The sequence below is a fragment of the Adhaeribacter soli genome (genome assembly GCF_008727925.1).
GTDB lineage: Bacteria > Bacteroidota > Bacteroidia > Cytophagales > Hymenobacteraceae > Adhaeribacter_A > Adhaeribacter_A soli.
This window is the reverse complement of the sequence record NZ_VTWT01000001.1, coordinates 861949-874394: the sequence shown is the minus strand read 5'-3', so window position 1 is coordinate 874394 and position 12446 is coordinate 861949. Positions and strand designations below refer to the sequence as shown.

At 47.6% G+C, this 12446-nt stretch carries 12 protein-coding genes; 5 read left to right on the top strand and 7 right to left on the bottom strand.

Annotation, left to right across the window (positions count from 1 at the left end):
* Nucleotides 1-195: 195 nt before the first annotated feature.
* Nucleotides 196-555 (top strand): hypothetical protein, encoded by a 360-nt coding sequence (locus F0P94_RS03530; RefSeq protein ID WP_150902320.1) that lies wholly within the window; start codon nucleotides 196-198, stop codon nucleotides 553-555.
* Nucleotides 556-731: 176 nt separating this feature from the next.
* Nucleotides 732-1163 carry a hypothetical protein gene (locus tag F0P94_RS03525; protein WP_150902318.1) on the top strand — a complete coding sequence of 144 codons (432 nt, stop codon included), beginning with the start codon at nucleotides 732-734 and terminating at the stop codon, nucleotides 1161-1163.
* A 289-nt stretch (nucleotides 1164-1452) separates the two neighbouring features.
* Here F0P94_RS03525 and F0P94_RS03520 read toward each other — a convergent pair whose 3' ends face one another.
* The 3 genes from F0P94_RS03520 to F0P94_RS03510 all read right to left on the bottom strand — a co-directional run bounded on the left by F0P94_RS03520 (nucleotide 1453) and on the right by F0P94_RS03510 (nucleotide 3788).
* Nucleotides 1453-1836 (bottom strand): phage holin family protein, encoded by a 384-nt coding sequence (locus F0P94_RS03520; protein WP_225307105.1) that lies wholly within the window; start codon nucleotides 1834-1836, stop codon nucleotides 1453-1455.
* A 119-nt stretch (nucleotides 1837-1955) separates the two neighbouring features.
* A complete protein-coding gene (msrA, locus tag F0P94_RS03515; RefSeq protein ID WP_150902316.1) occupies nucleotides 1956-2639 on the bottom strand; it encodes a peptide-methionine (S)-S-oxide reductase MsrA in 684 nt (227 codons plus the stop codon).
* A gap of 141 nt (nucleotides 2640-2780) precedes the next feature.
* Complete coding sequence (locus F0P94_RS03510) at nucleotides 2781-3788, bottom strand: SRPBCC family protein (protein ID WP_150902314.1); 1008 nt, start codon at nucleotides 3786-3788, stop codon at nucleotides 2781-2783.
* A gap of 144 nt (nucleotides 3789-3932) precedes the next feature.
* Between F0P94_RS03510 and F0P94_RS03505 the strand changes: the two genes are divergently transcribed.
* Nucleotides 3933-4247: a hypothetical protein gene (locus F0P94_RS03505; RefSeq protein WP_150902313.1), complete on the top strand. Its 315-nt coding sequence runs from the start codon at nucleotides 3933-3935 to the stop codon at nucleotides 4245-4247.
* A gap of 75 nt (nucleotides 4248-4322) precedes the next feature.
* Here F0P94_RS03505 and F0P94_RS03500 read toward each other — a convergent pair whose 3' ends face one another.
* From F0P94_RS03500 to F0P94_RS19825, 4 genes are all read right to left on the bottom strand, one after another.
* Nucleotides 4323-5078, bottom strand: coding sequence for a metallophosphoesterase (locus F0P94_RS03500; protein WP_150902311.1), 756 nt, complete (start codon nucleotides 5076-5078; stop codon nucleotides 4323-4325).
* A gap of 282 nt (nucleotides 5079-5360) precedes the next feature.
* Complete coding sequence (locus F0P94_RS03495) at nucleotides 5361-9191, bottom strand: fibronectin type III domain-containing protein (RefSeq protein WP_150902309.1); 3831 nt, start codon at nucleotides 9189-9191, stop codon at nucleotides 5361-5363.
* A gap of 278 nt (nucleotides 9192-9469) precedes the next feature.
* Entirely contained in the window at nucleotides 9470-10054 is a 585-nt protein-coding gene (locus F0P94_RS03490) for an acyl carrier protein phosphodiesterase (protein WP_150902307.1), read from the bottom strand.
* A 107-nt stretch (nucleotides 10055-10161) separates the two neighbouring features.
* Nucleotides 10162-10743, bottom strand: coding sequence for a YqaE/Pmp3 family membrane protein (locus tag F0P94_RS19825; protein WP_225307104.1), 582 nt, complete (start codon nucleotides 10741-10743; stop codon nucleotides 10162-10164).
* 335 nt (nucleotides 10744-11078) lie between these two features.
* On the opposite strand from F0P94_RS19825, the gene F0P94_RS03480 reads away from it, so the two are divergent.
* Both F0P94_RS03480 and F0P94_RS03475 read left to right on the top strand, forming a co-directional pair.
* The gene (locus F0P94_RS03480; RefSeq protein ID WP_150902305.1) at nucleotides 11079-11585 is read left to right on the top strand and encodes a pyridoxamine 5'-phosphate oxidase family protein; all 507 of its coding nucleotides are present in this window, start codon (nucleotides 11079-11081) and stop codon (nucleotides 11583-11585) included.
* Nucleotides 11586-11676: 91 nt separating this feature from the next.
* Nucleotides 11677-12393, top strand: a complete 717-nt coding sequence (locus F0P94_RS03475) for a DUF3291 domain-containing protein (RefSeq protein WP_225307103.1) — start codon at nucleotides 11677-11679, stop codon at nucleotides 12391-12393.
* Nucleotides 12394-12446 lie beyond the last annotated feature (53 nt).

The following is a 12446-nucleotide window of genomic DNA, read 5'->3' as shown; positions in this document are numbered from 1 at the left end:
AGACATAAAAGCTGCACTAGCAATTATTTTTAACGCTTATTTATTTTATTTTCATCCTTTCCAAGTGTTATATAATATTATACAAACTTGAAACATTTTTTGTAACTTTGCATTATAAACATTTTTTTAAACCAAGTGCGGGCTGCTATAATTCCGGGAGAAATCCAATCTTATTGTTTTGAAATAGTTAATGGGGTGCTACACGCAAGCTGGAGCAATGACCTGAGTACTGAATCTGCCGAATTCTTTGCTTCTGTTCAGCATTTACTCACAATTATTATCGAGAAGCAGGTTACCCGCCTGATGCTGGATTCCGGAAAACCTGACGGCGGCATTCTTACCGAAGAAGTAACCGGTTATATTCTTAAAAATACGCCATTCACGAAGTTAGAGAAGGTGGCCTTGCTGGAATCTCTTGATTTTCTCTGGGATAATAATATGATTCAGCTAGCCCGTTTCCTGCAACAGACCACCCTGGCTAATTTTGAATTCCGGGTATTTCCGGCGAAAGCCAATGCGATGGAATGGTTAGCAATTCCAGAAACGGGAAGGTAAGAAACGGGCCAACCTTATCTTATACGGAAGGCACAAAATCCGGATTTATCGCAAATTCAATACCATTTTTTCGTGGCAGGATTAAATTGGGCAACCTTCTTTTTATTCTACTGGGAATGTAAATATTTTTAGAATTCGGTAGCCCTAATTAAATTTGTTTTCGTATACGGTGTATTATGATCCTGCATAAAGACCGATATTTTGAGCATCTGTACGACGTGAAGTTAGACCTGGTAACTGTGACGTGGCCGGATATTGAAAATATTTATCTGCCGGAAATATTCCATTCGGTAAACGTGCTGGTAGAGAATGTTAAAAATTATAATATTAAAAATATTCTGGTTGATGCCCGGGAAACCAAACTCCTGGCCTCTTACGAAGATGCCGACCGGGTAGTGAAGGCATTTACCTATGGCCTTGCCCAGTCGCAACTTCAGAAACTGGCGCGGATCGAATCGGTAAATTATCAGCGGGAAAGTTCGTTAAAGCAATTGACCCTTGAAATGAATGCGACTTTCAGCTACAAGACGATGTTCTTTAAGGATACTAAAAGCGCCATGGATTGGCTGCAGGGAAAAGAAACCTTAAACAGCTACATATACTTTTAAGAGCAAGTTTAATTTTCATTTTTGCAAGGGAAAGTTTTAGTACCAGGATCCGAGGAAGGCTTTTGGAGCAGCATAGCAGCTATGGTGCGAGAAAAAGATGAACTCAGCTTCCGGTAATGGAAATTTGCAGCGCCAAGGTTGAATTTTAAAGATGCAAAGGTCAGCTTACCCTGATATAAACCAGTTTACCGGCGTTTCTTATAATTTGTGAACTGGTAAAACAAAAAGCCCGTCCTGGAATTTACCAGAACAGGCTTTCAGTACGAGGCAGTTTTTTAAGATCTGAGGTTTAATATACGCGCTCTACTTCCCCGCTGGTAGTACGGTCGTTATCGTTGAAAGTGCTGCTTACCAGGGTTGTGGCGGCGGCCAGGGCAATGGCAATTACAATGGCAGGCCAGAATCCGCGGACTTCGAAATTGCGCACCAGCTTATCGGCCAGCTTTATCATGATTGCCGTTACAATAAGCCGAACGACAAACTCCAGCAGAAAAAAAGTAACCAGGTTCATGGGGAAGCGCAAAAGCCAGCCAACCGTAGCATTTAAGATACCAATGAGAATGGCAACCCAAAGGGCTGTGCCAAAGCTTTTAACCGTTACACTGGGCAGCAGGTATGCCATAAGCAGAATTACCCCGGCACTCACCAGCAGCGAAACAATAAATTCGATCATAGTTTTATTATGGTTTGGTTTAAGAATGGTTTGGTACTGCTTACGGATAACATGCAGTTTTGATTTCAAACCTTACCAACGAGCAGGGTTCAGATTTGAATAATAAAACAGATCAGGGTTTATTTGCTGCCGGTCTTCTTCAGCCACTTGCTGAATTCCTTTTCAAATTTCCGGACCTTGGGCTTGGCTACGGACACTACATAGGGATCGTTTGGGTGGCGGGCGTAATAATTCTGATGATAGGTTTCGGCGGGCCAGAATTGTTTATAGGGCTGCACTTCGGTTACGATCTTGTTTTTATATTTTCCGCTTTTCTGGAGCTGGGCCAGGTAAGCTTCAATTTCCTTTTTCTGTTGCGGGTTATGGTAAAAAACAATGGAGCGGTACTGCCGGCCAACATCAGGCCCCTGCCGGTTAAGCGAAGTTGGGTCGTGGGTGGCAAAGAAAACCTTTAGCAGGTCCGGGTAAGAAATCTGCATGGAATCGTAAGTGATCTGCACGCTTTCGGCATGACCGGTTTTGCCGGAACTTACCGCCTGGTAGGTCGGGTTTTTCTCGGTGCCGCCGGCATAACCGGAAACTACCCGCAAAACGCCTTTCAGCCTTTCAAAATAAGCTTCGGTACACCAGAAACAGCCGCCGGCAAAGGTTGCAATATCGATCTTTCCGGCAATATCGCCCTCGGGCTTTTCCTGATCCATCCGCTTAACGGGTTGGTCTTGCACCGGTACCTGGGCCTGCGCCCAAAAGGGTAGCAAAAGCAGCCATATAAGCCAGTAGAATGGGTTGGTTTTTTTCGTCATTTCAATAGCCTTTCTGATTTAATCTCAATTATTTAACTTCTGTTTTACGAAAAGGTTGATACTATTTTCGCTTCGCGGTTGGCTAAAAGAAAACCCCGGCCTTTTGGCGCGGGGTTCCTGGTAATTCGATGTAATGCAATTCTAAAGCGGATAATAAACTTCCGTCAGCCATTTTTCAGGGTCTTTTTCTTTTGCCGGGTCGGTTACGTAAACTTCCCAGGGAGCGCCAATAGCCGTTTTCTTGTTTTGGGTAAGCCAGGAATCCATGTGCATGTGGGCGTTGTACGAATCTTCGTATTTGCCGTAATGCGCGATCATGGCTACCGGTCCGGCTTTTCTTTCGCGGGCCTGAATACGGCCGGCTGAATTACCGGGTTTGTTTACCGGAATGCCGGCTTCAAGTTCGATGGCGGCCGGGTCGTATTTATGGTAAATGGCAAAAGGCTGGCCGGCAAAATCCAGTTTGTTTTTCTGCATGTATGCCGCTATTTCGCTGTAAAGCTCTCCCAGTTTTTGGGATAAATCGTTCTGGCTGCAGGTTGCTTTTATAGTTAGCACGTGCGTAGCCGGAATATTTTTTTCTTCTACTTTATAGGCTGGCGCAACCGGCAGTTTCTCCACCACTTCCTTCAGATTCGCCAGGCCTTTGTCGAAATCGGCCGCCAGCATATCTTCCATAAACAGGTTCATGTATTTGGATGGAACGTACCATTGCCAGGGCATATCTTTCGTATCCGATTCCATGGCCCAGGTTACTTTGGTGCCTTCGCCTACCGTTTCAAACTTGTATTCGGCAAAGGAAGTACCCATGTTGCCAAAGTTAAGGGCTGTTTTAATTGCCTGGTGGGGCTGACTTCCGGCAATGGTAAGCGAGCCGGTGCCCATCTCCTCGCCTACCCAGCTGTATTTCGCACCGGTACCGGCTTCCGGGCCTTCGTAAGTAATTTTCATATTCGGGTCCATCTGGTGCCACGGCGACCATTTTTCCCAGTTTTTCAGGGTGTTTACCTGTTCGAAAGTGGTGGCGGCGCTGGCTTTCATTACCAGCGAACGCTCTACGCGCACTTTGCCGGGCAACAGGAAACTTACCGCAATCAGCAGCGTGAGGAGGCCCAGAAAACCAAGGCCAAGTTTTTTCAGTAGTTTCATTTTGAGTCTTAAATTTAATTGCAGCCCGAAACTACAATTTTTCCCAACAACGGAAAGCAAATGGCAGCGAAAGATTAAAGTTTTCTGTTAACACATTTTGCTTAATTTCTGATCCAGAAGGATACTGCTTTAAAGGAATCTATTATGAACAACCCCCTCATCCGCTACCTGGCCGTTTTAGTCTTTCTGGCCGTTGCCGCCCTGGCGGTTATCCAGCATCAGGATTATGTAGAAGCTTTTATCTGGATCTGTTTTGCCCTTTCCATTCTGGTAATGGCTTTGCCGATTTCGGCCCGGAAACCGGTAAAGCGTTTTGTGGCAACGGCATTTATCGTGCTGGGGCTGATCTTATTGCTGCTAAGACTAATCGGGGTTTTGCCGGTTCCGGTCAGGCCGCTGCCGGTTTCCGAATCCTTAAAAGAAACGCAGGTGGAAATGGGCGGCTCATTGCAGGCTTGATTTGAGAATTTTACTGGCTGTATTGAAGCTGATCCCATATCCAGGAAACGGGAATTCAGATTTTCAGAAATAATATCAGAAAGGCCTTCTGGGTTCGGCGTAGGTTTTTTGGGCCTGAACCGATACGGTTTCCCGTTCCGGGTAGCGCAAGGCCGTAAGTTTACCGCCGAAAACGCAACCGGTATCGATGTTCACGGTATTGTTCTGCCAATTGGGTTCACGCACCGGCGTGTGGCCGTAAACTACCAGGGGGCTTCCTGCATAATCTTTGGCCCAGTTCAGGCGAACGGGTAAACCGGCTTCGTCGAGCTTGCCGGTGGTGAGGCCGAACAGGCACAGATCGCGCACTTTTTTACTGATCTGGCCGTGGTATTTTTCCGGCAAGCCCGCATGGGCTACCAACAGGTTTTTATTGTCGAGGGAAAGGTAATACGGCATGGTTTCGAAAAAGCGGCGCACCTGCATGGGAAAATGAGGAGGTTCCTTTTCCAGTTGCTCCAGGGTTACATCAAGGCCGTGGTTGATGTTCACGTTCCGGCCCATGAGTTTGCGCATCAGTTTGTCGTCGTGGTTACCAATTACGCAATAGCCGGATTTTCGGGCAATTACCTGCATAACCAGGCGCAATACCGCAGGCGAATCAGGCCCCCGGTCGACCAGATCTCCTACAAAGACCAGTTTGCGGCCTTCCGGCGCCTGGATCCCGATCTCCCCTTTCGGCGGCACTGATATTTTATAGCCGAGCACAGCCAGCAGTTCCAGCAATTCCGGGTAACAGCCGTGTACATCACCAATAATATCGAAAGAAACGTTGGGGTTTTGAGCAAGCATTTGTTTGATTATAGAAATTGAGGTACAACCAGTAATTTTAAGCTGCAAAAAAAATTAATTCTTCGGGTTCATGCAATACGAAGGAAAAGGACAATAGTATCAGGAATTTTTGTCTGGAACACGATTTTTAGGATTCAAGGATTTACAGGATTTTAGCCTATAGAATTCCTACGCAACCGGAGCTCGTGGAGCATAATATTAATGGGTTAAACGAAAGGAAAAACTTCAGCAGTTTAAAATAAAATGCGTTTTAAAGCTGCTGAAGTTTTTTCTATTAGCATTTTATTTTTTGTGAATCAGGTGCAGGGCATTCACCGATTTTTCGGTTTCGAGCCGGACCACAAACAAACCAGATTTCAATAATTGGCCATCAATTTCTACGTGGTAAGTTTCTCCGGCACTGGCTTGTCCTTCTTTAAGTACGGAAATTCTTTTGCCTAAATTATCGTATAAGATAACCCGGTAAAATCCGTTTTCAGGAATTTTAAACTGAAACGTGGTATGGTTTGTAAACGGATTTGGAAATGCGATCAGGTTTTGCGCAAGATCCTGAATTCCCGGCCAGGCTGAATTTTGAACGTGTACTGTCTGATCGGATCCGGTCCGAATTAAAGCTGGGCTATTGCACTCCAGCATGGTTGAGTCAGCAGAGTTTTCCTGCGCCTGCCGGGCTGTAAGGCTTGTACCTCCGGTAGTAAATTTTCGGCTCAGGGACCAATGACTATAGCCGGAAACGTTAGCAGACCTTACCCGCCAATAGTAAACGGTATTGGCATTCAGCCCGGTAATATTTGTGCTGGTCGCGCTTATGTTGCTTTTAGAAAAGGCTATAGTCTGGAAATCGGCTCTTACAGAAAGCTGTACTTCGTAAGCCGTAGCTCCCGGTGCATTTTTCCAGCTCAAGGTAGGCGTTAAACTTACTTTGGTAGCGCCATCGGCCGGTGAATTGAGCTTCGGTTCCGGCAGGTTAACCATAAAACTCCAGGTTCCGGACCAGTTGCTGCTGCCGGCAGTATTGCTAGCCCGAACCCGCCAGTAATAGGTTGCTTTATCGGTCAGGCCCTGCACTTCTATACTGGTAGCCAGCAGGTTGGTCTGGTTAAATATTAAGGTGGCAAAATCGGATCGGTTGGAAACCTGTACCTGATACATGTCTGCTCCAGTGGAAGGCTGCCAGGTGATGGTTAAGAATGGAGCTGCTTTTGAGTAACCGTTTACCGGCGAAACCAAAACAGGAACCTGTGGCAGGGCTGGAAGGGTGGTAAAGCTGCGGATGTCGGACCAAAGGCTGTTGCCGGCAATATTTACCGCCCTTACCCGCCAGTAATAGCGCGAGCTGTTGCTTAACCCCGATACCATAGCATTCGTGGCAGCCAGACCCGTTAAATCTGAAATCAACGAGGAAAAATCTGGTGCGGCGGAAACCTGCAGTTCGTAATTGTCGGCACCCGGCACCGCATTCCAGGTTGTTGTAACCGTAACAGGAACCCCGGTAGCTGCATCGGTTGGAGAAACAAGCGTAGGCGCGGCGGGAATAAGCGGCATGGTGGTAAAATTCCAGGCAATACTCCAGTTACTGCTTCCGGCCGAATTTTCGGCTTTTAGCCGCCAATAGTATAGCGTTTTAGATTTTAAACCAGCTACCTGTTCGGAAATCTGGTTTAGATTTATACGGGTAAAAACCACAGTCGAAAAATCTGCCAACTCCGAAACTTCCAGCGTGTAAGTACCGGCATTTGGAACAGCACTCCAGGAAAGGGTGACCGGGTCCTGCAAGCCGGTGGCACCCTGAGCTGGCAACAGCAGGTTTGGGGTGGCCGGTGGAAGCAGTTGGGTGGTAAAAGTTCGAGTCGCTGACCAGTTGCTGCTGCCGGCCAGGTTAGTTGCTTTTACCCGCCAATGGTACCGGGTATTGCTATCTAAGTTTTGCAGTCTCACAGAATCAGTTATCTGGTTGGCTGAATCGTAAGTTAAAGTTCCGAAATCGGGCTGGGTTGAAACTTGGAAGTGGTAAGTGTCTGCATCCGGAAGGGGTTGCCAGTGCAGCGTTACTGGAACGGCCAGGTTTAGGGCATTATCGGCGGGTGCGATTAGGTTTGGCATTTCCGGCAGCAGCGGCAGGGTCTTAAAATTCCAGACACTGCTCCAGTTTCCAACTCCTTCGTTGTTCAAGGCACGCACCCGCCAGAAAAATTCGGTATCTGGCTTTAGGCCGGGTACCTGAATGGTGGTATCCGGGTAGTATTTCATGGTAAAAACCTGGTGGGAAAAATCTGCTGCATCCGACAATTCCAGATCATAGAAACTAGCTCCGGTGGTATGCCTCCAGGTTAACACCGCCGGATTCGGTACGCCAATGGCCGCCTGAACCGGTGCAACCTGCACAGGGCTTGCCGGAACCATGGATTTTGTTTTGAAATGCCAGACCAGTGACCAGGCGCTTGCTCCGCCATCGTTCGAGGCTCTGACCCGCCAGTAATAAACCGTATTGCTAATTAAATGCTGCAGCAAAGCGGAATCGGAAGTTAATCCGGCCTGCTGAAAGATTAAGGAGGAAAAGTCCGGCTTTTCGGAAACCTGAAGCTCGTAGGCCGTGGCTCCGGGAACAACAGTCCAGGTGGTTTTTAAGGGTACATTCAGGGTAGTGGCACCGTCTGGCGGGGCAACCAGGGCTGGAGCAGCCGGCTTATTCGGCAAAGTTGTAAAGAACCACGCCGGACTCCAGTTACTGCTGCCGGTATTGTTTACCGCCTTCACCCGCCAGTAATACAAATTATTTCTTTTCAGCCCGGTAACCCATACGGAAGTTGGATTAAGATTATTCCCGGAATAAATGCTGGTTGCGAAATTAGCCGAATCAGAAATTTCCAGGGTATAAGCCAAGGCTCCAACCGAAGGATTCCAGCTAAAAAAAGCGGAATCAGGAATGCCGGTAGCGGCCTGGGTTGGCGAGAGCAGCGTTGGTGCAACCGGTACTGCCGGAGAATCGAAACCAACTACGCCCACGGCATTTAAGCTGTCGCAAGCCAGGATCGAAATTTCCTGATCATAGTTTTGCTTCATGCTGGTTACATTGTCGTAGCGGCCCGGTATTAAGGTATATGGCGGACCGAAGGCAATGTTAGCCAGGCTGGATTCGCGGTAAAGAATATCGCCGCCCCTTTCAACGGAAGTATAAACAACCTTAATTTTACCAATTGTTTCGTTTAGCAGGGCAATGGCCCGGGTTCCCGTTTCCGAAACGGTATACAGGTTGTCCCAGGTGCCGCCGGGCCGGCGAACTAAAAGCACCAGTTTAGGGTAACCGGGTTTGTCGTAACTGGTTTTAACGGCACAATACAAGGTGCCATCGCTGCCGGTTTTAATATTCATGTGGTCGTCTGCAAAACCATGCCCAACGTTTAAGGCAGATTGGGAGGCCGGCACTTCGTCTACGGTCCAGTTAGTTGGGTTGTCGCCGTCCTGATGGGTCCGGAAGCCAAAGCGTTTGGTAGCCTGGTTCGACCAGAAAACCCCGATTTTACCCAACGATGGCATGGCTACCACTTCCCCTATATCGTCGTCGGTAATGCCGGTGGCAATGGTAGTGGGCGGGCTCCAGACGGCATATGGAAAATCGCTCCACCGGATATTCACAGTCGTAACGCCATCGGAAGCCAGCCACATGCGCCCGTGCGTATCGATATCGATGGTGGCGGTTTCAATGCCATCGTCTAAAGGCAGGTCAACGGTGTTGGGGCGTTCCGTCCACAATTTATACGATTTGGTGGAAGCCACATATTCGGCAGAAACCAGCCTGGAAATGTCTTTCTTGAAAATGAGTACGTGCACCACGTTCCCGACTACCTTGCAATCGGCCCGGCCGTAGCCACTGGAATGCAGCCTCAACACCTTGGTCCAGGTGGTGCCATCCAGCCGGCAGATATATGCACCGGCACTGGTACCCAATACGGTCCAGTGTTTTCCGTCCAGAAACCAGGTTTTAGACTGGGGTTTATCGGCAGTATAACTTATTATGGGAACCGGGTTCAGCTGCAGGACGGAAGAAAACTGGCCAAATAATCTGAAAGAGAATAGTAAGGCCACAAAAAGGAAAGAGGTAAATTTTTTCATACTTCCCGAAAAAGCTTAAGTTGAAAAATCCACAAAACAGGAAATTTCAAATCTTATTACCTTAGGAAGAAATTGGAAATACACCTGTAATGATACTTCCTTATAAGTTTTGACTCTTTTAAAGTTGTTTATTTTTGGTGTATAATATAATTTAACTAATAAAGAATATTGTTTAAATTAAATAAAAAGGGCTTCTCCTGGCTAGATTCCTTCACCACGAAAAAGGGAATGCAATTATTTGGTGAGTGAAAAGTCCGGAGAAGTAGCAAAGAAATCTTTTAATGCTGTTCCAGCCAATTCCGGGTAAAATGCAGAAGCTCAGGAAAAAACAGATCGAAGTCGGCGGCATATTGCGGGTAATTTCGTTCAAGTTCCTGAGTGGCGGTTTCCATGCCGGAATCAAAAGAAGTACGGCGGCTTAAGCCGGAAAGCGCCTGGTTTATTCCCCGGAGCTGGGCGTAGCTCAACAGCCAGTTATGCTGCATCATGTGGGGTAAAAATTGCTGCACCCGTTCGGGCATTAAGTTAAAATTAGCCTGCAGAACGGTATACGTTTGTTGGGTAAAAGTCTGCAGGTCCTGTCCGGAAATTGTTTTAAAATTGGCCGCCAGAAAATGATCGTAAAACATATCGGCAATAACGGGCGCGTATTTGCCGTATTCCGGCCGGAGCCGGTTTTTGGTTTGAGCAACCACTTCGTGACGGTCGGTATAGGCATCGATCTGGCGATGGAGCAAAATACCTTCCTGCACCCGTTCCGGAAATTGCAGGAGCTGTTTCCCCCGCACGGCATCGGCAATAAAATTTCCGATCATTAATTCGGTATCGGTTCCGGAAAGAAAAACGTGGGCCAGGTAATTCAAAGCAATTGTTGGGTTTCATGACTTTAACGTTGTATTTGTAGAATTGATTGCAGGAACAAAAAAAAGCGCCGGTTTTGCCGGCGCTTTTATCTGAGTTATTACCCTGGTTAAATAGTATCGGTTACCACCAGAATGGCATAGATCATTCCCGGAATGAAGAACAACAGGGTAAGGAGCAACGAGATCCAGAACCGGCTGTTAAGGCCGTCTTCGTGCAGTAAAACGCCCACCGGCGGAAGGATAATGGCAAAAATAAGCTCTACAATATTTACGGTCGGTTTGGCTACATCCTGCGGGTTTTGAACCGATTGCTTTTTGAGCTGTTTCAAAGCCGATTTCAATTCTTTTTTCTGAGCTTTCGTTATGGTCAGGTTTTTTGTTTCTGCAGCAACCGCGCTAGCGGTTTTCTTTACGACAGGTTCCTGCAGATCGACCGTTGGTTTGGCCGCCATGGGCGCGGCTAAGCCGGCATCTGCCGTCAGGTTTTCCGGCTGGGCTTGTGCTTCCGCCAGCTTGTTTTCGGCTGAAATTTCTTTTATTTCTGCCGGGTTGGCTATGGCCCTGACTTTTTCGGAATGATACGCCTGGCTGCTGCCGGCAAACTGATAATGCTGGGCGGAATTACACGCAAAAAACAGCTGGCCGGTTAAGGTGAAAAAAAGCAGGTAAAGTAGATTTTTGTTTCTCATACGCTTACATTTTAGGTTTACAGAATTTATTGAACAGGCTTGAAGGCGGAAATAGCTTTACTTTTCCCACCTGCCTAATTACTCTGAACGATAAGAGCCCGGATTGGTTGAATTGGAAGCGGTGAAACGGGCTTAAACGCCTGAAAATGCGGGTCAGATGCGGGTTGCAAAACCTTTGTGATGCTTGTTTGTTTAATTGGCGGAACGCTTTTAAGAAGCTTCAGAATAAAATAAAGCCGGAATAATGCGGGGCAATAACCTAAAACGGAAGCCTGCCGTACCCAATAAATCGTAAAACTTAACGCGCCTGAAGGCGCACGCAAAGTCGAAAAACTATGGAAAATACCCAGGACAGAACCCAAGGGCTTAAAATGCTCAAAGACAAGATCAAGAATATTAAAGTAGCCATGCTTACTTCCGTTAATCCCGATGGATCTTTGCATACCCGGCCCATGCAAACCCAGGAAATGAAAGATGACGGGAACCTGTGGTTCTTCACGGGGAAAAATTCCCATAAAATTGCCGAGATCAGAAACGATTCGCACGTGAGTCTGGGCTATGCAGACCCGGACAGCAGCACGTACATTGCCGTTTGCGGCCGCGCAAGCCAGGTAACCGACAAAGCCAAAATAGACGAGCTCTGGCACGACATGCTGAAGGCCTGGTTCCCGGAAGGGAAAAATGACCCGAATATTTCGCTGCTGAAAGTAAGCATCGACAGCGCCGAGTTCTGGGATTCCCCTTCGAGCAAAGTAGTGCAGCTTATTGGCATGGCCAAAGCTATGGTTACCGGCGAACCTTATAAACCCGGTCCCGGCGAGCATGGCAACATTCGGGTTTAAAGTTGCCGGAAATTCAAAAAAGGGAGTCAGTCAACTCCCTTTTTTTTACGTTAAAACGCTATCTTTTTGCTTCTAAAAACCACTTTTGCACTTGAACCTTAATTCATCACCGGCAGGAATTACTACCCTTACCATTTTCGGTCTTAAACCCGGCAACCTGCGCTGGGGGCTTGCCCAAATGGGCCTAATGCCTAAAGAACTCATGAAGGTGCAAGGGCTGAAATTCCATAAAATGATGGGCAGCGGCCAAGGCCTGGGGTTCAGCCTGAAACCGGACTTTTTCCGTTACGGTCTGCTTTGCGTCTGGCACGACGAAGCCAGCGCCCAGGCTTTCTTTGCCGAAAACCTACCGTTTCTGGAATATACCACGCATACGTCGGAACTTTGGACTACCTGGTTGCAACCAATCCAGGCGCATGGTTTGTGGGATGGGGTAAATCCGTTCCCTTCGGCCGATAAACCCGTTAAGTCTGACGGCCCTGTAGCCGCGCTTACCCGGGCTACCATCCGGTGGCAGGCGCTTCCCTCCTTCTGGCGCCACGTGCCTTATACCAGCCGGGCGCTTGCCGATGCTTCCGGCCGCTTATGTTCCATTGGCTTAGGCGAGCTTCCTTTTGTGCGGCCGGTTACCTTCAGTATCTGGGAAAATACCGAAGCTCTGAAAAAATACGCTTACCAGAATAAACATCACCAGGAAGCCATAAAACGCACCCGCCAGCAAAACTGGTTTAAAGAGGACCTGTTTGCCCGGTTTGTTCCGGTTAAAACCGAAGGGCTGTGGAATGGCTGCAATCCGGTAGTGCTTTAATAGGTGGGTGATAAAGGGGATAAGCTACTTTTTTAGCCCAAATGATAGCGTTT